Genomic DNA, 20,274 nt, shown 5'->3' with positions numbered 1-20,274 from the left:
TCACGGCGGTATACATGACCACTTCAATCGGGACCGATAACCGGTGACCATGGCTTGTCATGGCACCGGTTGTTTTTTATCCCGCCCCAGCCTGCGCGGCCCGCTCCACTCTCCACTCCGAGTCCACTCTCAACTCTGATCCCAGCCCTACTATTGACATATCAGACAATTCAGACGAACCCGTTTTCGTTGGGCTTAATCAATACATTTTTATGACAAGCCGGTAGCGTTGGTCCTCATTGTCCTGGGTTATTTGACCATGCGGACGAAACTGTGCAGGGAAACAGAATGAATTTGCCGGAACTGACAGCACTTTCGCCAGATGAGCTTGAATTTCAGAACAGCCTGGCCGCAGCCCAGGGCAACGACGTTGCCAGCATGCTGGCTGAACAACGGGACCTTGATGGTATCGTCAAGGTCGTCAGCAAAACCGCCTGGTTTGCAGCGGCGATCAAGGATCGTATTGCCGATCCGGAAACGCCCAAGCTGGCCTGTAAACCCAAATGTCACTGGTGCTGCCATCAATCCGTTGGTGTGATTGCACCGGAGATTTTTCGTGTTGTTCGACATATCAATGAACAGCACAGCGAGCGGCAGAAAGAACGCCTGATCGACAAGTTGCAGCAGCTCGACAGCGCTATTCGGGGAAAAACCCTGGCTCAGCGCGCCAGGGTAAATTTGTCCTGTGCGTTCCTGCACAAGGGCGAGTGTGAAATCTACGATGCCCGGCCTCTGGCCTGCCGACGGCAAACCTCGTTTGATCTCAAAAGCTGTCGCGACGCGGCTGCAAAAGGCTTCCCCGAAGGTGCAGTTATCACTGAAAAAGCCCAGATAGTCGCTTATAACGGTGCCATGCAGGGCATGATGATGGGGCTGCGGGAGTATTTCCCGGACCACGACATGACCCAGCTGGACCTGATTGCAGCTACGCTGGAAGCCTTGCGGGACAGTCAGCGGATTGATCGATGGCTGGCGGGCGAGGCCAGCTTCAGTGATTGTTATTTGACCAATGCCTGATCAACGGCCAGAGCTGCTGGCTGGGTTGTCAGGGCTGACTGGGCTGTCAGGGCGTTAGCCGGAATCAGCCCGGCTTGCAGCAAGGCTTCGGCAATCGGAGTTGTTTGCAGCAGCTCCGGTTGATCAGCCAAAAAATTCCGCAATTTACTGTCGTCCAGCGCCAGTGGCCATTGCCACAAATAGCGCATCTTGATGACTTCCCGCAGCAAGGGCATTACCAGCGCCAAAGCGTACAAGGGCCACCACGGCATGGTGCTGATTTTGACAGGCTGCTGACACAATGGCTGCAGTGTCGCCGCCAGTTGCTGAATGCTTAAACAGTAGCCGCGGAAATGAAAACAGCTGAAGTTGCCCAGTTGCTGCCGACGTTGCAACAGGACTACGGCAACCTTGCTGTAGTCACCCAACCAGGCCCAGCTGTGCAGTTGCTGTGAATCTCCTGGTGAGCGCAGTTGCAGTTGTTTCCCCGCAAGCTTAAGCAGTTGGGGAATCCAGCTATTGGGAGCATCAGCGCCAATAAAGTCGCCGCAACGCATCATGATTATCTGCGCGCCAAGATCTCCGGCCTGTCGCAGCCGTTGCTCCATTAACAGTCGCAGCTGGCCTTTGGCTGTAACGGGTTGCGCCGGGCTGTTTTCATTTACCTCAGGTGTCAGCTTTGGATCGTAGATGTACAGGTTCGCCGGGAAAAACAGCGTCTTGCGGAAATTTTCTACCGGCCCTAATACGGCTTCCAGCATTGGCAGAGCCTGTTGCTGCCATAACTGATAAGGCGGGTTGGCGGCATAAATAATGATGTCATGACTGGCGATGGTGGCGGCCAGCGCTGGATCGTCTTGCTGCAGTGGACAGTTCACCAGATCGACCTGGCCCGATAATTCGGCGGCCAGTTTTTCCGCTTGGCGGGCATGGCCGGTTACCTGCCAGCCCTGCGCCAGACAGGCTTGCGCCATGTAACGCCCGAGTGCGCCGGTGATGCCAAAAATCAGTACCTTGTTCATGGTTAGCCTCCTGTGTCTCAACTCTGGTCAGGGAATTTCCAGATCAGTATTGTTATTCTTTATGGTATTTAGAATGGCCATAAACTCATGACAGATATTCAAATATGAATGGCAAGCTGACTGATTTACCCTGGGACTGGGTCTGTGGTTTTCTCGCCGTAGCGGAGACTCGTTCGATTTCGTTGGCGGCCCGGCAGTTGGGTATTTCTCAACCGACGTTGACTCGCCACATCCGTGCGCTTGAACAGGCGTTCGATACCTATCTGTTCCGGCGTACCAGTCAGGGGGCGGAATTAACCGAACAAGGAATGGCATTGGTGGAACCCGCACGGCGGATGCGTGACGCTGCCGGTGAGTTTGAACGCTTGATCAGTGGCCAGTCGCAGACCTTGCAGGGAGACGTGCGTATCAGTGCCAATGAGCTGGTGGGTTTTCATATACTGCCGCCAGCACTGGTGGCCTTTCGCCAGCAACACCCGGACGTACAAATCGAGCTGGTGATCGAAAACGCCAGCGCCAATCTCAGCAAGCGTGAAGCCGATATTGCCTTACGCATGTTCAAACCAGAGCAACCTGATCTGGTTGCCAGCCAGCTGGCGGATATCGAACTGGGCTTTTATGCCAGCCCGGCCTACTTGCAGCAGCATGGCAGACCAACCAGTCTGGCCGAGCTGACACAGCATCAGCTGATCGGTTTCGACCAGTTGACCAGTTATCTGGAGACCGCCCGTGAAATGGGATTCGTGCTGAAGCGATCTGATTTTGTGATTCGGACAGATAGCCTCGAAGCCGGACGGCGACTGATGGAACAGGGGGCTGGCATTGTGGTGATGCACAAAATACTGGCCAGCCGGATGGCTGTGGAGGAAGTCCTGCCCGACGTCAGCCTGCCGCCGCTGCCATTCTGGCTGGTAGCGCATTACGACCTCTACAGCAGTCGCCGGATTCAGGTGCTGATGCGCTTTTTGAAAAACTGGTTCGAGGATCATGGCGGCGCGGCATAGCACAAATTTCGCGGTTGTATCTTTTGCAGCCGTCATTGGGCGGAATGGTCATACTTATAACCGTATCATTTTTTAAACAGTTGTTAGTGCTATAAGATAGATACCGCTGGCGAAGGGCTGGTTTCAGGATTTATCAGTAAAGAAGGCATGCAGTGACTGTTTTCCATCAGGCTCCGAACACCCGTAATTTGCATTGGTATTTGTATCTTGTTGTCTGGCTTGTAATGGCGGTGTTGGCGCTGGCGGCAAATCCTGGTCAGGCTGCAGAAACTGCACCTGCCGAAGCTGCAGCTGCCAGGGCAAAGCCGGCGGCTGAGCTGGGGCTGACCAGCGAAGAAAAAACCTGGTTGATGAATCACCAGACCATCCGGGTCCACAACGAGACCAACTGGGGGCCCTTCAACTACTACGAATTTGGCCGCCCGAAAGGTTATTCCATCGAATTTATGGACCTGCTGGCAGAGAAGCTTGGCATCAAGGTGGAATATATCACCGGCCCGAGCTGGGGCCAGTTTATGGACATGCTGCGCAAGCGGGAGCTGGATGTGATGCTCAACATCATTCAGACCGAAGACCGCAGCAAGTTTATCTTGTTTACAGACCCCTACCTGAACAACCCGCCAGGCATTGTGGTGCGCGATGACAATAATGAAATTCGCGACCTGCGGGATTTGAACGGCCGGGTGCTGGCGATACCAAAAGGCTTTTTCTATCAGGAAATCATTGAGCGGAATTTCCCGGGTATTCAGCTGTTGTTGCTGACCGACCAGCTGGAAAGTCTCAAGGCGGTATCCTTTGGTCACGCCGACGCCACCATGGGTGGTATCGCAGTGCAGAACTACCTGATGCGCAACAACCTGATCAATAACACCAAGGTGATTGGTGGTCTGGATGATCCGCGTTTCGCCAATAACCTGCGCATCGGTGTGCGGGATGACTGGGGAATTTTCCGCAATATTCTGCAAAAAGCGCTGGAATCCGTGACCGAGCAGGAACGTGAACGGCTGGGACGGCGCTGGCTGAGTAGTGGCTTGCAAAGCACTCAATTATTGCAGCTCGACAAGGACGAAAAGGCATTCCTGGCGGCTCACCCGGTTTTGCGGGTGCACAACGAAATGGCCTGGCCGCCGTTCAACTACAACGACCAGGGCAAGCCGAAGGGATTTTCCATTGACGTGATGGACCTGATCGCCAAGAAAACCGGCTTCCGTATCGAATACATCAGCGGCCCGGGCTGGAACGACTTTATGCATATGTTGAAAGATCGCCAGCTCGACGTGATGCTGAATATCGTCAACACCCCGGAGCGGCGTGAATTCGTTCGTTTTACCCGCCCGTATGCCTTTAACCCCAACGTCATTGCCAGTAAAAAATCCGCCAAATACGAGAATATCGAAAGCCTGATCGGCAAAACCGTGGCAGTGCCAAAAGGTTTTTTCTACGAGGAAGTGATCGGCAAGCAGTACCCCCAGATCAAGCTGTATCTGGTCAAGGATGTGGTCGAAACCCTCAAGGCGGTGTCGGTTGGCAAGGCCGATGCGGCGCTGGGAGAAGCAGCGGTATTTAACCATCTGATCGCGCGCAACATGCTTAACGACCTGACGGTGTCTGGCGAAGTGGATATCGGCCAGCCGGATCTGGCTAACCTGCGTATTGGTGTGCGTTCTGACTGGCCGGTGCTGCAGGGCATTATGGATCGGGCGGTGGAATCACTCAGCCGCGACGAGATGGAAACCATTTCCCGCCGCTGGATGGGCAACGAGAACTTTATTGCCCGACCGGGCAGTGGTCTGGCGTTGACCGATGCCGAAAAAACCTGGCTTGCCAACAAGCCCAATATTACCTACTGCGCCAACCCGGACTGGATGCCGCTGGAAAAAATTGGTGAAGGTGGCAAACACGAAGGCATGGTGGCGGACTACCTCAATCTGATGGCCGACCGCATAGGTATCGGCCTGACGCTGGTACAAACCGACAGCACAGCGCAGTCGCTGGAATACGCCAAAGGACGCCGTTGCGACATTATGTCGGCGGCGTTTGAAACCCCGGAAGCGGCCCGCCAGCTGAACTTCACCAAACCCTATTTACGGCTGCCGCTGGTGATCGCGATTCAGGACGATGCCATGTTTGTTGACGGTCTCAAGTCGCTCGATGGCCAGACCATTGCGGTACCCAACGGTTATGGCTTGTTGAAAAAACTGCAACGGGATTATCCGCGCCTGACCGTCATCGAAGTGGACGACATCAGTGATGGTCTGCGGCAAGTCGAGGAAGGCCGCATTTTCGGCATGATTGGCTCAATTGCGCCGGTTGGACAGGCGATCCGTCAGGGCCGCTTTATCAACCTCAAGATCGGCGGCCGACTGGACGAAGACTGGAAGCTGGCGATTGCGGTGCGTAACGACTCGCCGGAGCTGTTGTCGATGTTCAACAAGGCCACGGATTACATCACCGACGAAGAGCGTTCAAAGGTATTCCAGCGCTGGGTGGCGGTGAAGTTCGAGCAGGAAGTCGATTATCAGCTGGTATGGAAGCTGGTGGCCGCTGCTCTGGTGGTGTTATTGGCCATTGTGCTGTGGAACTGGAAGCTGGCGCGGCTTAACCGTCAGCTGAAATCGGAAATGTCCTTGCGTCAGCTGGCAGAACATCAGCTGCAGGATGCCAACTCGGAACTGAGCCTGCGTAATCGCGAACTGGCGGTGCTGTCATCCACAGACAACCTGACCGGTCTGGCCAACCGGCTGCACATCGAAAACCAGCTCGATAAACAATTGGCCAAACAGCAGGGCAAATCGCCAGAGCAGCAGAAAGAAAGGCAGCCAGACAAGCAAAACGAATTCGCCATCATGCTGATGGACATCGACCATTTCAAAAGCATCAACGACCGTTTTGGCCATTTGATCGGCGACGTGGTACTGAAGCAGATCGCCACTACACTGAAAGCCAACAGCCGTGCCCATGACATGATCGGTCGGTGGGGCGGGGAGGAATTCCTGATTATTCTGCCGGATACCTCAGCCGAGATGGCTTATCGGCTAGCGGAAAAAATTCGTACCGCGATTGCCGCCGAGCAGTTTGAACAGGTCGATCACGTGACCGCCAGTTTTGGTCTGGCGGCTTGCCGTGAGCCGGGGCAGTCCGCCCGGCAGTTGCTGTTAAAGGCAGACAATGCCTTGTATCAAGCCAAGAACGCCGGTCGTAACCGGGTTGTCAGCGACGTTGAACTGGATCAGCTCGACCTCTGTTGACCGGGTAGGAGAGGTTCGGGCAGGAGACGTTCGGGCTGGATATGAACGCAGCAACCAGCACCACCGAATAATAACAAGGAAAAATAGGAGAAACGTTATGACTGGGAATTTGCAAGGTTCTTGTCAGTGCGGCCAGATTCGTTATCAGCTGCAGGGCAAGATCGCGGGCTTTTATTTGTGTCACTGCAGCCGTTGTCGCAAGGATAGCGGCTCCGCTCATGCCGCCAACCTGTTCTGCCCGCAAGCAGTGATGGAATGGTTGGCAGGTGGTGAGCTGGCGGTGGAATACAAGGTACCGGAAACTCGCCATCGCAAGTGTTTTTGCCCGACCTGTGGCTCGTCGTTGCCTTACCGGCTGGACGACGGCACCTGGCTGGTGCCTGCAGGCAGTCTCGACAGCGAACTGGTGATGAAGCCGTCGGCGCACATCTTTATGGATAGCAAGGCGGCCTGGGACCGGGACTGGCGGGCTGACGATGATCCAATTCCGTGTTTCGAAGGATTCCCGGGCCGCTAGTTGAATAACAGCAGGTGGCGTCATTCCGAACGAGTCAGAGAGATTCGGGAACGATAAAAACCGGTTAGAACGTAATACTGTTCACTTAACCAATTTGGCTTGGTTTGGATTGGTTTTGTGTGGATCGGGAGCGCAGGCGTCCCGCCTGCATATATGGGCAGGATAGCCACACTCGGTTTGGTATGTATTCGGGCAAAACGAAGCGCAATTTTGTAGGGTCGGGACATGTCCCGACAGCCGCTGTGATGCCATCAAAAAGCCGTTGTCCAGGCATGCCTGGACCCTACGAAGGCATTATCAACCTGCGCCTAACGACGCGCAATTTTGTAGGGTCGGGACATGTCCCGACAGCCGCTGTGACGTCATCCAAAAGCCGTTGTCCAGGCATGCCTGGATCCTACGAAGGCATTATCAAGCCGCACCTAACGACGCGCAATTTTGTAGGGTCGGGACATGTCCCGACAGCCGCTGTGATGTCATCAAAAAGCCGTTATCCAGGCATGCCTGGACCCTACGAAGGCTGGTTGGGCCGCGGCTAACGAACCTTGTGATGGCCAGCCCTCACTCCCGAGTAAATCGAGAGTAAACACTCAATATGAACGACGGTGCCGGGTTTAAGCGAACCGTATTAGCCAATCTCAAAGGATGTCACACCGTAGAGCTGCTGCCAGGGCAAATCTGGTGTGCTGGCGGTGTACATCCGCGCGGTTTCAAATGACAACTGCATTTGCAGGCTTTCCGCCAATGCCAGCGCGTCTGGATTGGTTTCGGGAACGTCCAGGTAAAACGTTGAATCGGGTTCCAGCTGGCACAGCAAATCATTCAGACACTGCTGTGCCTGCGCCGCTGATTCCGCATACAAAGGCCCAACCTTATAACCGCTGCGGCAAGGCCGGATCACACCACTGGCAGCCAGCTTGCCATGCTCCATTATCCCCAACGCCGTTGCGCCAGCTTGCTGAATCCAGCATTGCAGAAACGCCGGGCGGGGCGTCGGAAACAAGATGTTGTTATGGCGTTCGACTTCCGCAAACGGCAGCGACTGCAAGCTCACAGTCTGGCCAGAGGGGATTAACCCGGCTGGCACTTTCCCTTCAAACCGCATATTGCGCCAGGCCAGTGTAAAGCCTGAACGGCGATAATTATCCTGCTGGGCCACCACGCCATCCAGCGCGATATTGCAGCCGTGCAAATAGTTCATGGCGGCATTCCAGATCTGGATACCATAACCCTGGCCGCGATATTCCGGTTTGACGATATAAAAGCCGATAAAGCCAAAATCCTCGCCAGTACCGGTGTTATCAGCGTGTTGGCTGGCGGCGGGGTAACGAATTGCTGAAATACAGGCGATGGGTTCATCGTTCAACAGACCGACCAGAAAGCCCCTGAGGTCAGCCGCAAAATAGCAGTCGGCGTCGTATAAACCCGGATTCCAGCCTTCCTGGGCGGCCCATTCAACCGCCATATCCACTTCGCTACGGGTCATTGGCCGGATACTGTAATTCGCTGTCATGCTGCTCGTCCTGAGAAATGGGTTCCCCGCAGCATAAAAGGTCAGTCATCTGGAAGGAATAGCCGCTAATCATTGTCCGGTGCTGGCAAATATGGGTATAACCCTGTTTCTCGCCGGAAAAAGGAACTGTTATGCAATCACCACTGGTATCAACCGCCTGGCTGGCCGCCAACCTGCAAAACGACAAACTCATCCTGCTGGACGCCAGCATGGCAACCGTGATTGGCAAGGAACCCATCGTTTACGACAGCCCTTGTTATATTCCCGGCAGCCACAAATGTGACCTGGAAACAGTACTGATCTACCCGTCATCCAGTCAGCCGCATACCTTCCCAACCGCAGCAATCTTTGCTGCGGCGGTTCAGCCACTGGGCATTCAGGCCGACTCTGTAGTGGTGATTTACGATAACCAGGGCGTGTATTCGTCACCCAGAGCCTGGTGGATATTCCGCACCATGGGCATCGAACAGGTGTACGTATTAGATGGCGGATTGCCAAAATGGTTGGCAGAAAACCGCCACGTTGTGGTGGACCTTGATGACGCTGCGACCACGTCTGAATCAGACCTGGCTGTGAATTATAACGACCGTCAGGTATGCAGCTGTAATCAGTTACTGGAACAACTCAATGATCCGACCATCACCGTGTTGGATGCCCGCGCCCAGGCCCGTTACCTGGGCCAGGTGGCAGAACCCCGGCCGGGTGTTCGTGCCGGTCATATTCCCGGCTCGCTGAACCTGCCGTTCCTGCACGTGCTTGATGGCGACTGCTTCAAGAGCGAAACGCAATTGCAGCAACTGTTTGCGGAAATCGTAACTCAGCCTGAACAACGCCTGGTGTTTTCGTGTGGCTCAGGTATCACCGCCTGCATCATCCTGCTGGCGGCCGTGATTGCCGGATACAATAACGTCGCTCTCTACGACGGCTCTTGGGCCGAGTGGGGCAGCAATCCACAGCTTCCGATTGAATAGTCATGCTTGCGGGCATTGTTCAAATCGGCTTCTGGTAGCTTCCAACCAAACGGGTTAAAGCAGTGGAATTGATCATTGGTAATCATCCAGAGCAGATCGCAAGCGCTGGCAGACATCTTTCTCTCACCAGCAAAATTCAAGAGTTGGACAAATCAATGCTCGCTCATCCATCTCGCTTGCTCACTTTGCAGGGGGCTGATACCGTAACTGCCTGAATAAAAAGGAGTTGTGCTGCAGGTTTACAAGTTAATGCGCACAGCAAAAAAGTGTTAATGCGCATGCGCACTTTTCTGGCAGGGATGATTCGGGAAATGGATATTTTTTATTTTAAATCAAGTGTTTATCAGTTCTTTCTGGAAATAACTTTAGTCAGAAACCGCGCATGCGCACTAATAAGCTGTTAGTACTCCATGAAGAAATTACTTAGCTATTTTGTTATCGCTTTCTTGACCTTTGGTATTGGTGCCATTTTCTGGTCAGCATTTTCTTTGGGGAATAGTAGTTATGCGTTTTGGAAAAATGGTAGAGAAACTACTGCAGTGGTTCTGAGCTTAGATCATGTCAGCGGCTCAGCAAAAGGCGGCAACAGTTATTACTACAATTTGAATGTTGATGGTCAAAAAATCATCCAAAGCTTTAGGTTTAAGCTGTCAGAGGGCAACACTTATAAAATTTTGTTTCTAGATGACAAAAGAGAAGCAATTTTGGGTACATCTGAAGACGGACTATTTGAAATATATTCTGCTCAAATCGGTTCGGATTTCATGGCTATATTGACGCTTTTGATGTTTATATTCATGCCATACGGTACGTACAAAATGTATTCTGAGTTATGGCCAAAACGACATGACCTTTGGCGTAAAGAGTACTAACAAGTTGCTTAATTTCGTTCCGGCCACAAAAAGCGTGGCCTCCACTGGACTGCCTACGCTACGCTGCGGCAGCCAATTAGCAAAGCGTTAGGATTTTTCGGATACGAGCTTAAAGATGGATGATAATCAAAAAAAAGAATTATTCAGCAAAGCTTTCGTGAAAGCATTGGCAGCTCAATCAGGCCTGAGAAGCGCCGAGCCTGATGTGGATGATGATAGTATAGATGTCATTATTCGGGGCAGAGGCTACCAAACTGGTATTCGAAATCCTCAAATTGACGTCCAGCTGAAATGTACAGCTAATGATGAGGGGGATGAGTATTTTCTCAAGTTCTCACTGTCATTGAAGAATTACAATGACCTGAGAGGCGAAGATGTACTGTGTCCCAGATACTTATTTGTGTTAGTTGTTCCGCCAAACTGCGAAGACTGGTTAGTCCATCATTCTACCTCTAGCATAATAAAGCACTGCTGTTATTGGTTCTCGCTGCGTAGCATGCCCTCTGTGAGCAATAAGACTTCAGTTACACTGAGTATTCCTAGGTCTCAACGACTTACTTCGCAAAGCATGATCTATCTAATGAATGTAGCTAATACGAGGGAGGTCGCATGAATTCCCTCGACTTAAAACTATTCATAAAAGACGTTATTCCGAGTCGCCTTGAAAAATATCTGTATTCATGTGGCTGGGCAGAGGATGGTGTCATAGGTGATAAAGCAAAAGTATGGCATCGGCCGGAAGAAAAGTATTTCGACTTGGAAATCATCCAACCATTAGATGAAAATCTTCGCGATTACTCCCAAAGAATGTACGAAGCAATTCAAGTTTTATCCGAATTTGAAGGTCGGTCGTCTACTAAGATAGTTGAAGATGTTATCAATTTTGACTCTGATATAGTGAAAATCCGGGTTATGAGTCCAGATGTTGATGGTGGTGCTATACCTATTGATGACGGTGTTTTGCTTTTTGAAAAAGCAAAAGATTTGCTGGTTTCATCTAGCCTTTCCGCGTTCAATAAGAAGAGGTTTTATTCTGGCAGCTGGCCATCAGCGGTGAAAGATTTTTTAGACACATTAAGGTTTGGGCAGACCGAGCGTGGTAGTTATATAGTTAATGTTATTGCACCCATCACTCATTTTTCTGAAATAGATATTCCTGAAGCTGATAGCTCTATTACTCGATCAATAAGTAATAATCTGGCGAGGAGCTTGCAGGCAACAAGTGTTGCTATTGAAAAATACGAGAAAACGAAAGAACTGCTTTGTTTTGAAGAGGCAATTTCAAGTGGAGTAAATGCAAATCTCTGCGACGCTATCATAGGTATTAGTGGATCAGCATGTAGTCGTGATGTAGAGATTTCTATAGAGCTTGCCGCATCTGAGAGAGATTCTCAAGATATTATAAAAAATCATAAGTTTCTTTCTCGACACATTCCAATATTAGATACGGCATCAGAATATTTTAAGGGTAAATTTGTCATTAAAAACTACGAGGCGTATGGCTTAGTAATAAGAATGGATCATGAGCCTGCTGAAGATTATGGAATAGTAAGAGTAGCCTCATTAGTTAACGGAACTAACAAGAATATCTCCATCCAGCTAGGATTAGATGATTACTGGGAAGCTGTCAAAGCCCATAAACCCAAGCTCTCAGTTAAATGCTATGGTGACCTTCATGTAACTCCTCGGTCGGCATATCTAGTTGATCCTCGGAATTTTAAAGTTATAGGCGACACAGATTTGTTCGATGGGCAATCCTAACAATCGCAGGCACAGGGACAAAATTTTCGCTGCGCTACAATCTTGCCCGTGCTACGGGCGTTATGTTTCGGGATAAACAATGAGCTTCACGTCAGGAAACTGTAATGGACCCCTAGAGCTAAGCATATTTGGGATAGCTTTAATTTCCGGCCTGGCGCTAATTTTCCTAGCAATTGCTGTTTATACAAACGAGGAAAGATCAGAATCCCAATCGTGGTATGGCATTTTTTTAATTTGGTTTTGGCCTCTACGTATTTTTGTTACAAGCAATGGTTTAAATCCTAAAGGCAAAAAATTCAGGCCATATTACATCCTGTCTTTTCTAGTCTGTTTTGCTAGTGCAGTTCTCATGTTTATAGGTGGTTTTTGTGCAAGATAAACATAACAAGGTGTTCAAGTACGCTCCGGCCCTGCGGGCCTCCTCGGACAGCCAATGTTTCGCTTTGACAGCCCCTTAATACGGCGTTAAATTTATGATAACTGTTGAAGAAATCTGTACACGATGGAGTGGTGCCGTTGAGAGCAATAAACTCATGGCGCTACTTCCGTTGTTAGAATACGGATACCCAGCAGCATTAGAGCATTCAAAAGATACGCCTTTAGAGCAAGCTAACTTTAGCGCACTCATTGAGTACGCTCTTAACTGGCCTATTGGAGGTGGTTGGTCATTGCTAGCTATTGAATGGCTAGAATGTGGGTTTCCCATGAATTCGGCAATATCTGAATCTCTTCTTTTAAATTCAAACAATAAGAAGAAATTCTTGCAAAATGAAAGGCATCGCTCTCAAAATCTGGTGTCAAAATTTAACAAGGCCAGCCAGTAGGACGCTGCACGCCTCTGCTGGTAGTGTTAACTCTCCAAAAGGAATTCGAGCATGAGTCATGATTTAGGCTTCTTTTCAGTTAAACAAGGAGCCACAACTGAGGAGGTGAAAGCTGCTTATCTTAGTAGCTGCGAAGGAGCCCCCTCTTCATGGCCACAGTCGGAAGCGCTAAAGTCGTTTGTTGCAGCATTAGAAAGTAAATACCCATGCATTGATACACTCTCCGACGAAGAGGTTGATAATAGTCCTTGGTCATGTAGCTTCGATAAAGGTGAAGGTCATATAATTGTAAGCATGGTTTTTAGCAGGGCATCTGAAGTAGGTAACTTCGTATGGAGCTTGCTCGAACAACATGAGCTTATCGTCTTCGACCCTCAAGCAGATAAAGCATACTTAGGTAATAATGAGCTTCCAGAAAATCAGGAAATCAAAAAATGGTGGCAGTTCTGGAAGTAAGAGTTAACAAAAAAAGCAGCGGGCGCCAAAAAACGGCGCTCGCTGCTTTGGGCATTAGCCATCAAAGGGAGAGTCTATGTTCGGCTTATTTAAGAAAAAGGATGATATATCAGGGATGTTCAAGGATGGTGATTGGAAAATCCTTCAGGGAGCTTATGATGGCAACCCTATCTTTGTAAGAGTAAATAATGCTTTATCCAATCATATTGGTAAAACTGATTATACTCTTAAAATCGGATTTGCAATTCCTCTCAATGACCCAAATCCTGGTGATATGCCAACCTCCGAAGAGAATGAAGAGTTAGCCTCTGTTGAAGACCAGATAATTAATGTAGTCAGAAAACATGGCTCAGCTGTTCAGGCTTTAGCAATTACAATGGGGACATTCAAAGAATTTGTGTTTTATGCACCAAAAAACTTTAATGTCCAATCTGCACACGAGCAAATTATGGAAGAAGTTAAGAGCCATCAGGTTCAATGTATGGCTCAAGTAGAAGAAGACTGGGCTAGTTACACTAACTGGATTAATGGCTAGCAAACTCATTAAAAACGACGCCAAACACTCCAGTTGCTTTGTGTTTCCGCTTCGCTTCAACTTAACACAAAGCTAATTCTGTATTCGGCTCGTTTTATGTGGCGTTATATTTTTTAGAGATCAAGATTTAGATGGATAATGTTTTAAGCAATGTCTCATTATTGATTTTCTTTGGATTTATGGGATTTGTTCTTTGGTCAATGTTTTCCAAAACTGGTAAAGGACGAATTCTTGGTGGAAAAATTGTGCATACAGCAAATGACGAGATTATCCAAGCTCAAGGAACGAATAAAACCACAATTCGTGCGCATGTAATCGAGACAAATAGTGGCAGTAAGCACGTTGGTATAGAGCTTTCTGATAATGCAAAGCTAGCAGCGAGCATGAGACCAATAAAACTCACAAAACAGGAAGCGGAATCTTTGATCAACATGATTAAAGAGGTGGTAGAGAAAACATAACAAGTGGCTGAAACTGACCGCAGAAACTGTCACTTGTTTTTCTAAAAAAGCGGCAAAATAACCGCCAGTTTTGCGGTGGCTGAGCCAGGAGTTAGGCGGCTGTCCAGTCAGACTACAAGGAGGTACATCAATGACGTCAATATTCGATCTCTATCAAACTGAAGAATTCAGAAGTGAACTTAGGGGGTGCCAAATTTTCAGGTTGAAATACCCTAGAGGTGGCCATTACAACGACGGTTTTGAGCTTTTAGGTGAGCTCAAATTTGCTAGTGGAGAGGAGCTGTTAAAGGCGTTAGATGTTCTTGGTGTGAACTATAGAGTCCATAGTGAAAAGCCACAGGTATGGTGTCCTCCACCATTAGCTATAGGCTCAAAAAAATACTGGGTTGAGTATGACAGCTTCGTTACATGTTTTGGATTTAAAACATACGTTAAGGTTGGCACATGCGAGCCTTTACTTGAGTTTAACTTCAACTCAGTAAGCTGGTATGAAGTCACGTTAGAAGACGTAAAACGGGCAGCATCATTTGAAAAGGCTCTTGCTTTACACAATTTGTTGTGACATTCGCAGCCGTGATGAACGCTTCGATGATCAGAAAGACAAGTACGGTCACCGCCACGAAGAGAACCGAAAAAGCACTCGCCACAAGCAAATCCCTGCCAGCGAATTTGACTTTGACCCAACGAAAAACACCTGCATTTGTCCGCAGGGAAAAGCGCTGACGTTTAATGGTATACGCGAGGATAGCGAAGAGAATCAAACCGCCTATTTTACTGGCAGATTACTGGGCTGCCGGGTCTGTCTAATCAAGGTTCAATGCATGACTAACCCGGAGTCAGTCGATCACAGAAAAGGCTCCGGTAGACAGGTCTCCTTCAGGGTTTACAGTGCAATACCGACTTATACAGACTGGATGACCAAACCGTCGGGAACGGTTTGGAGCGCAAGCCCGGAGGGCGAGTATCAGGACGATACGAGCCAGGCCAGAATTGACAGTGACGAAGGCAAACGAATATACAGTCACCGAATGTCGACAGTTGAACCCGTGTTCGCGAATCTGGAACATAATAAAGGGTTGAAGCGGTTCAGTCTACGGGATAAAAAGAAGGTACAAGCCCAATGGCAGATGTTTTCACTGGTGCATAACATCGAGAAATTGATGCCATATGTTGGTCGATAAAGGGAAGTTATTGAAAAGGGAGGTCAATCATGCCGTTAATTCGTTTTTTATCTGCTCAAAATCTCCCTCAGCTATTGAAAACAGTCAGAAGAAGTATGCTCGGGGCTGATCTGGATATGATCCGATTATGCTTCCAAAAAATACTTTTTCTACAGGCTCGTTATATGCGTAATTCTGGCACCATATATCGAACGTTGAAGAGGGTAGAATGGTGATACAAAGTATCGTTTTGGTGTTGGTAATTGCTCTTTTGACTGGGTGTGCTACCAATAGGTCGGTATCACGAGAAAAATATCACTATTACAAGATTCTACCTGATAAAGTCGTCTGGGTGGAGCGTAAGGCTTTTGGCAGCAATAAAAATCCATTCGATGTACATCTATATATCGCTGACTCTGCCAGTTTTAGTACAATGGGTCAGAAGTATTATGGTAAAGATGATAAACATGTTTACTACCGTGGGCATATAATTCCGCTTGCTGACCCAGCTACTTTCAGGCTACTGGCAAAGAACTATGGTGCTGATTCAAACCGTGTCTACATCGAGAAGAAGATAATTGAAGGGGCTGACCCAGCCACAACAGTGATTGTTCAAGGTTCCAAACATTTGGAATATGCTAAAGACGCATCGAATGTTTATGTAAATGAGAAACCTTTGAATCCCTGTGATCTAGCTACTTTCCGCGCTATTGAAGAGAAGAGCTTTAACTGGTCTAGGGATGATCGCTGCGTCTACTATGATGAACACACTCTACCTAATGTTGACGCTTCAAACTTTCGCTTCGTTAAATATAAATACGCTACTGATGGAGAACGTGTTTACTACGCGGATAAGTTATTAACAGAGGCTAATGCAGCATCTTTTAAGTACGAAAGAAAGGGCAATTACGATGCCACAGATGGTCAAAACTGCTTTATGACAGGAAAGCCAGTTGCTTGTGACAGTAGCAAGAAAATTACTGATGTCACCAGGATGTCATATGATCAAATTGAAGCTTCCGCGATGAGAGTTGCGAGAAAATGGCTTGCAGATGATAGGAATGCACAAAGCGAGGCGGCTAGAAATTCCGCTATTACCCAAAACTTGGTTGTATCTAATTATCCTGGGAATTTACTTACTCCCGAAAAGGTCTCAGCGCTTAGTATAAGTCAGCTTCCCAACCAGTTTCGCTTTTTGACAGCTTTGACCTATTCAAGTCTGAAACCAGATGAAAATCTTTATGTTTTGGATAAGAATAATCCAGAAACTGCTGTTCTATCCATACATAACAATGAGGATTGGATAGTTAAACAAGAGTTTCTGGACCCTAAAACTGGATTTTTAAGATCAAAGTCTCGTATCGATGGCTATGGTCAAGAGATTATTTACTTAGGAGGCCCGTGTAAATTTACTATAGGCGCCTGCAGCGAAACTATAAAGAACAACGAGAATGGCGTAACCATTAGCGAGTCTAAAATTGATTACCAAGTGGAGTTTATGGATGGAGTTTGGTCAATGGCCTTCGAACAAGGTGGGAGGAAAAAACGTTACTTCAATATATATGATGAGAATGGCTTTAGAATCTATCACGCATATTTCAGCGAGGGTGAGATGATGGAAGAGCATGTAAGGGTGTTTGACTCCGTCAATGGATGGATGAATTTAACTGGACGCTAACTATTAATGTATAATAATACGTTGCATCGGACAGTGAAAAGCGTGGCGGGACGAGTAAAATCACGGGCCCCAAGGCCGGGCGTTAAATGGCTATGGTAGAAATTGAAGAGATCGAACATCGCTGGATTGAGAGCAACAGATTAATCTCTCTTTTAGTTCTTCTTGAGTATGAATATCCTGAAATAATGGAAAGGATTCAGCCGACTCAAATTAGCACCGAGAGCGTGGCTGAGATGCTTTCGTTTGCGCTTGATTTTGGCTCAAGACATTGGGCAGAGAAAGCCGTGACATGGATCGAATCTGGTTTTCCAATTGATATATCTATTTGTGATAAGCTGCTTAAAATTTCAGCATCAAAGATAGATAGCCAAAATTTAAGGCATCGGTCACTAAAACAAGCAAAAAGGTGGCAGCGTGCAATCGCCATTTAACAATCCGCTGAAGTTCGTTGCGGCCATAAAAAGCGTGGCCTTCACCAGGACTCGCTTCGCTCGTCTTCTAGCTGGCGTTGAAGCCGTAGAAAAACCTCTCTCAACTGCCTCTCTGCGGTAAAATCCCTGGCAGCAGCGAGGATGCGATATGCCAAGGTACAAGCACTACGATTACAACCAGACGCCGATGCTAGCGATCAACTTCGAAGAGCCCTGTTTACCTCTGGCCCTGAAGGGGTGTCCGGACATTCGAATATGCTCTGCACCATCAGATCGCGGATCGAGTGGATTTAACTCCATTTGACGAGCTATATGGCAATGGTGGCAAAGCCGGTGGTCGTCCGGCGTATGATCCGGTGATTCTTCTGTCTCATTCCCTCGCGGGAGCGTGGAGCCAGACTCGTTGCCGATTGGATGACCTGGCGTCGGATGGCGCAGGCTTATCCGACCTACATCCATCTTCTTCGCGTAGGCCGGATCAACGAGCGTAGCGAGTGCCATCCGACACTCGCTGGAGCGTTTCAAGCCCGCCTTACAACCGGCTTGCACCATAGGCCAGTTCGGCCTGCAGTGATGCCTGGGCCGCTGGTACGGCGTCGCCGGACACTTCTGTAATCGGGAAGATGGCGTTGATCTGGCCGGTGCCGGAGCTGCCGAAGTATGGGGTGATGACTTCAACCTTGCCGTCGTAGTCAGACCAGCCCAGTGCGCCCAGCAGCATGGCGGTGTCGTGCATAAAGCCTTCACCATGACCTTTGGCGGCGTATTCCGGCAGCATATCGCAGAAGGTTTTCCAATCGCCGTTTTCCCACATTTTCACCACGTCGCGGTCGAGGGTTTCCAGCAGTGGGCTCCAGATCTTGTCAGAGAAGTCCGGTGCCTGGCCGTTCTGGGCGAAGCGGTGAGACAGTGAGCCGGAAGCCAGAATGGCGACGGTGCCGTCGTAGTATTTTTCGATCGCTTCACGGAAGGCCCAGCCCAGACGGGCACTGTCGTTCAGGTAATGCACGGTACAGAGGGCGGAAACACAGATCACCTTGTAGTGGTTATCCTGGTTCATATAGCGCATCGGTACCAGGGTGCCGTATTCCGGTGCCAGAGTGGTGGCATCGTGCGCCATGGCTTCAACGCCATGTTCGTTACAGACCCTGGCCAGCAGGTTGCCCAGATCCGGGTTGCCGTAGAGGTCGTACGGCATGTTGCTGATAAAGTGCGGCAGTTCGTTACTGGTGTAGGTGCCTTCCCAGTGTGGTGCGCAGTTGATGTGATAACCCGAGTTCACCAGCCAGTGAGTATCAAATACCACGATGGTATCGACACCCAGCTCACGGCAGCGACGGTCAATTTCCAGGTGACCATCAATCGCCGCCTGACGGCATCCTTTACGCGGACCATCCAGTTCAGACAGATACATGGATGGCACGTGGGTGATTTTGGCTGCAAGTGCTAGCTTACCCATTTTTATTATCCTCATTATGTTGGGCCATACGGCTAGTATGGCACTGGCTCGAATTTTATTGTTATGACTTCTGGCCGCTTTCAGTCGGCCCTGACTGATTCGCCGACGGCTGTCGGCGTAACCAGGAATAGCTGTGGCTGGCGATTGCCAGCACGGGCGCTGCCACCAGGCAGCTCATTAAAACTTCCAGACCCTGGTGCATTAACCAGGGCGTCAGCTGTGCCAGCGCGGCGCCGGTCAGCAGCTGAATAAATCCCATCAGCCCGGAAGCGGTTCCGGCGGCGGCGTTGGGTAACGCCAGCGCACAGGCAATGGCACCGGACTGGGCATTTGGTTGGCTCAGGCCACGTCCCAGCGTGACCAACCCCATGGGCACAAACAGCGTCCACAGGCTCAGTTGCTGCTGGCTGGCGAACCACAACAGCAGCACTGCACCGAGCAGCGAAAAGCTGTTGCCGAGCAGCACCATGCGGTCGATATTGAGCAGCTGCGCCAGCCGGGTAGACAGAAAACTGCCTGCCATAAAGGCCAGCGACACCACCAGAAACCAGCTGCCAAACTGGGCTGAGTTGCCACCCAGCTGGTCGATGACGATGTAGGGCGAGCTGCCGACAAACATGTAGAAAGCCGCTGCAATAAAGGTGGTCGAGAGGGCGTAGCCAAGGTATTCCGATGACATCAGCACCTGGCGATACAAACCCAGCACCCGCCCGAGTTTGAGGCTGTCACTCTTCTGCTGACAGGTTTCCGGCAGCCAGCGAAATGCCAGCAAGGCCACCGCTGCGCCGATAATCACTGGCAGCACAAAGGTCCAGCTCCAGCCAAACCAGAGGTTGAGATAACCGCCAACCGTTGGCGCAATCGACTGGGCAATGGCGATCGACATCACCATGTATCCCATCTTGCCTGCTGCGCCCTGACGGCCATGCACATCGACAATAATGGTGCGCGCCAGCGACATGGCGGTGCTGCCCCCCAGTGCCTGAAGGACCCGCCCGGCGACCAACAGGGTGATGTCGCCGGACAGGCCCGCCAGAACGCTGCCCAGAACATGCAGTGCCAAACCCCACATCAACACTGGCCGCCGACCAAAGAAATCCGCGAGAGGCCCGGAAATCAGCTGGCCAATCGCCAGCGTCAACAGGTAGGCGGTGAAGGTCAGCTGAATGGTGTTGATATCGACCCCCAACTCGCGGGCAGCATCCGGCATCGCTGGCACAAACAGATTGAGTGCCAGTGGTGATGCCAGCGCCACGGTGGAGAGCAGTGGCATGGGGACCTGGAGTTGGGGTTTGTTCAATGCAGTTCCTCAATAATTAGGTCTGACACCGTGTAGGAGCGAATAAATTCGCGAATAAATTCGCTC

General features: G+C 49.8%; 20 protein-coding genes. 16 read left to right on the top strand and 4 right to left on the bottom strand.

Going from position 1 to position 20,274, the window contains the following annotated elements:
• Nucleotides 1-288 precede the first annotated feature (288 nt).
• Nucleotides 289-1,017 (top strand): YkgJ family cysteine cluster protein, encoded by a 729-nt coding sequence (locus tag K6123_RS21635; protein WP_221801533.1) that lies wholly within the window; start codon nucleotides 289-291, stop codon nucleotides 1,015-1,017.
• On the opposite strand, the gene K6123_RS21630 is transcribed toward K6123_RS21635, so the two are convergent.
• Nucleotides 999-2,018: an NAD-dependent epimerase/dehydratase family protein gene (locus tag K6123_RS21630; RefSeq protein WP_221801531.1), complete on the bottom strand. Its 1,020-nt coding sequence runs from the start codon at nucleotides 2,016-2,018 to the stop codon at nucleotides 999-1,001. The genes K6123_RS21635 and K6123_RS21630 overlap by 19 nt on opposite strands.
• 104 nt (nucleotides 2,019-2,122) lie before the next feature.
• Between K6123_RS21630 and K6123_RS21625 the strand changes: the two genes are divergently transcribed.
• The 3 genes from K6123_RS21625 (at nucleotide 2,123) to K6123_RS21615 (ending at nucleotide 6,787) form a co-directional block, all read left to right on the top strand.
• Entirely contained in the window at nucleotides 2,123-3,022 is a 900-nt protein-coding gene (locus tag K6123_RS21625) for a LysR family transcriptional regulator (protein WP_221801529.1), read from the top strand.
• Between the two features lie 152 nt (nucleotides 3,023-3,174).
• Nucleotides 3,175-6,270: a transporter substrate-binding domain-containing diguanylate cyclase gene (locus tag K6123_RS21620; protein WP_221801528.1), complete on the top strand. Its 3,096-nt coding sequence runs from the start codon at nucleotides 3,175-3,177 to the stop codon at nucleotides 6,268-6,270.
• Between the two features lie 97 nt (nucleotides 6,271-6,367).
• Nucleotides 6,368-6,787, top strand: a complete 420-nt coding sequence (locus K6123_RS21615; protein WP_221801527.1) for a GFA family protein — start codon at nucleotides 6,368-6,370, stop codon at nucleotides 6,785-6,787.
• 628 nt (nucleotides 6,788-7,415) lie between these two features.
• Here the strand turns inward: K6123_RS21615 and K6123_RS21610 are convergent.
• Nucleotides 7,416-8,300, bottom strand: a complete 885-nt coding sequence (locus tag K6123_RS21610) for a GNAT family N-acetyltransferase (protein WP_246624960.1) — start codon at nucleotides 8,298-8,300, stop codon at nucleotides 7,416-7,418.
• A 131-nt stretch (nucleotides 8,301-8,431) separates the two neighbouring features.
• Here K6123_RS21610 and K6123_RS21605 point away from each other — a divergent pair, with 131 nt between their 5' ends.
• From K6123_RS21605 to K6123_RS21550, 12 genes are all read left to right on the top strand, one after another.
• Nucleotides 8,432-9,271 carry a sulfurtransferase gene (locus K6123_RS21605; protein WP_221801526.1) on the top strand — a complete coding sequence of 280 codons (840 nt, stop codon included), beginning with the start codon at nucleotides 8,432-8,434 and terminating at the stop codon, nucleotides 9,269-9,271.
• Nucleotides 9,272-9,681: 410 nt separating this feature from the next.
• A complete protein-coding gene (locus tag K6123_RS21600) occupies nucleotides 9,682-10,143 on the top strand; it encodes a hypothetical protein (RefSeq protein WP_221801525.1) in 462 nt (153 codons plus the stop codon).
• Between the two features lie 115 nt (nucleotides 10,144-10,258).
• Nucleotides 10,259-10,756 (top strand): DUF4365 domain-containing protein, encoded by a 498-nt coding sequence (locus K6123_RS23540; protein ID WP_221801524.1) that lies wholly within the window; start codon nucleotides 10,259-10,261, stop codon nucleotides 10,754-10,756.
• Nucleotides 10,753-11,904, top strand: coding sequence for a hypothetical protein (locus K6123_RS21590; protein WP_221801523.1), 1,152 nt, complete (start codon nucleotides 10,753-10,755; stop codon nucleotides 11,902-11,904). Before K6123_RS23540 ends, K6123_RS21590 begins: the two co-directional genes overlap by 4 nt.
• A gap of 473 nt (nucleotides 11,905-12,377) precedes the next feature.
• The gene (locus K6123_RS21585; protein ID WP_221801522.1) at nucleotides 12,378-12,728 is read left to right on the top strand and encodes a hypothetical protein; all 351 of its coding nucleotides are present in this window, start codon (nucleotides 12,378-12,380) and stop codon (nucleotides 12,726-12,728) included.
• 51 nt (nucleotides 12,729-12,779) lie between these two features.
• Nucleotides 12,780-13,184 (top strand): hypothetical protein, encoded by a 405-nt coding sequence (locus tag K6123_RS21580; RefSeq protein ID WP_221801521.1) that lies wholly within the window; start codon nucleotides 12,780-12,782, stop codon nucleotides 13,182-13,184.
• A 76-nt stretch (nucleotides 13,185-13,260) separates the two neighbouring features.
• Nucleotides 13,261-13,719, top strand: coding sequence for a DUF695 domain-containing protein (locus tag K6123_RS21575; protein WP_221801520.1), 459 nt, complete (start codon nucleotides 13,261-13,263; stop codon nucleotides 13,717-13,719).
• Between the two features lie 131 nt (nucleotides 13,720-13,850).
• Nucleotides 13,851-14,180, top strand: a complete 330-nt coding sequence (locus tag K6123_RS21570; RefSeq protein ID WP_221801519.1) for a hypothetical protein — start codon at nucleotides 13,851-13,853, stop codon at nucleotides 14,178-14,180.
• Between the two features lie 130 nt (nucleotides 14,181-14,310).
• Nucleotides 14,311-14,742 carry a hypothetical protein gene (locus K6123_RS21565; protein ID WP_221801517.1) on the top strand — a complete coding sequence of 144 codons (432 nt, stop codon included), beginning with the start codon at nucleotides 14,311-14,313 and terminating at the stop codon, nucleotides 14,740-14,742.
• Nucleotides 14,720-15,361, top strand: a complete 642-nt coding sequence (locus K6123_RS21560) for a transposase (RefSeq protein WP_221801515.1) — start codon at nucleotides 14,720-14,722, stop codon at nucleotides 15,359-15,361. The genes K6123_RS21565 and K6123_RS21560 overlap by 23 nt, the downstream gene beginning before the upstream one ends.
• A 208-nt stretch (nucleotides 15,362-15,569) precedes the next feature.
• Entirely contained in the window at nucleotides 15,570-17,018 is a 1,449-nt protein-coding gene (locus K6123_RS21555) for a DKNYY domain-containing protein (protein ID WP_221801513.1), read from the top strand.
• Nucleotides 17,019-17,104: 86 nt separating this feature from the next.
• Nucleotides 17,105-17,449: a hypothetical protein gene (locus tag K6123_RS21550; RefSeq protein ID WP_221801512.1), complete on the top strand. Its 345-nt coding sequence runs from the start codon at nucleotides 17,105-17,107 to the stop codon at nucleotides 17,447-17,449.
• Between the two features lie 532 nt (nucleotides 17,450-17,981).
• On the opposite strand, the gene hpaD is transcribed toward K6123_RS21550, so the two are convergent.
• A complete protein-coding gene (gene hpaD / locus K6123_RS21545; RefSeq protein ID WP_221801509.1) occupies nucleotides 17,982-18,908 on the bottom strand; it encodes a 3,4-dihydroxyphenylacetate 2,3-dioxygenase in 927 nt (308 codons plus the stop codon).
• Between the two features lie 61 nt (nucleotides 18,909-18,969).
• Nucleotides 18,970-20,181: a multidrug effflux MFS transporter gene (locus K6123_RS21540; protein ID WP_221801508.1), complete on the bottom strand. Its 1,212-nt coding sequence runs from the start codon at nucleotides 20,179-20,181 to the stop codon at nucleotides 18,970-18,972.
• Nucleotides 20,182-20,274: the final 93 nt, after the last annotated feature.

It is taken from the genome of Oceanobacter mangrovi, assembly GCF_019740315.1.
Lineage (GTDB): Bacteria > Pseudomonadota > Gammaproteobacteria > Pseudomonadales > Oceanobacteraceae > Oceanobacter > Oceanobacter mangrovi.
The sequence above is the reverse complement of the archived record's forward strand: the minus strand, read 5'-3'. Positions and strand labels throughout refer to the sequence as shown.

Coding starts and splice junctions, on each gene's coding strand:
- K6123_RS21635 (WP_221801533.1), top strand. CDS start 289: ATGAATTTGCCGGAACTGACAGCACTTTCGCCAGATGAGCTTGAATTT.
- K6123_RS21630 (WP_221801531.1), bottom strand. CDS start 2,018: ATGAACAAGGTACTGATTTTTGGCATCACCGGCGCACTCGGGCGTTAC.
- K6123_RS21625 (WP_221801529.1), top strand. CDS start 2,123: ATGAATGGCAAGCTGACTGATTTACCCTGGGACTGGGTCTGTGGTTTT.
- K6123_RS21615 (WP_221801527.1), top strand. CDS start 6,368: ATGACTGGGAATTTGCAAGGTTCTTGTCAGTGCGGCCAGATTCGTTAT.
- K6123_RS21610 (WP_246624960.1), bottom strand. CDS start 8,300: ATGACAGCGAATTACAGTATCCGGCCAATGACCCGTAGCGAAGTGGAT.
- K6123_RS21605 (WP_221801526.1), top strand. CDS start 8,432: ATGCAATCACCACTGGTATCAACCGCCTGGCTGGCCGCCAACCTGCAA.
- K6123_RS21600 (WP_221801525.1), top strand. CDS start 9,682: ATGAAGAAATTACTTAGCTATTTTGTTATCGCTTTCTTGACCTTTGGT.
- K6123_RS23540 (WP_221801524.1), top strand. CDS start 10,259: ATGGATGATAATCAAAAAAAAGAATTATTCAGCAAAGCTTTCGTGAAA.
- K6123_RS21590 (WP_221801523.1), top strand. CDS start 10,753: ATGAATTCCCTCGACTTAAAACTATTCATAAAAGACGTTATTCCGAGT.
- K6123_RS21585 (WP_221801522.1), top strand. CDS start 12,378: ATGATAACTGTTGAAGAAATCTGTACACGATGGAGTGGTGCCGTTGAG.
- K6123_RS21580 (WP_221801521.1), top strand. CDS start 12,780: ATGAGTCATGATTTAGGCTTCTTTTCAGTTAAACAAGGAGCCACAACT.
- K6123_RS21575 (WP_221801520.1), top strand. CDS start 13,261: ATGTTCGGCTTATTTAAGAAAAAGGATGATATATCAGGGATGTTCAAG.
- K6123_RS21570 (WP_221801519.1), top strand. CDS start 13,851: ATGGATAATGTTTTAAGCAATGTCTCATTATTGATTTTCTTTGGATTT.
- K6123_RS21565 (WP_221801517.1), top strand. CDS start 14,311: ATGACGTCAATATTCGATCTCTATCAAACTGAAGAATTCAGAAGTGAA.
- K6123_RS21555 (WP_221801513.1), top strand. CDS start 15,570: ATGGTGATACAAAGTATCGTTTTGGTGTTGGTAATTGCTCTTTTGACT.
- K6123_RS21550 (WP_221801512.1), top strand. CDS start 17,105: ATGGCTATGGTAGAAATTGAAGAGATCGAACATCGCTGGATTGAGAGC.
- hpaD (WP_221801509.1), bottom strand. CDS start 18,908: ATGGGTAAGCTAGCACTTGCAGCCAAAATCACCCACGTGCCATCCATG.
- K6123_RS21540 (WP_221801508.1), bottom strand. CDS start 20,181: ATGCCACTGCTCTCCACCGTGGCGCTGGCATCACCACTGGCACTCAAT.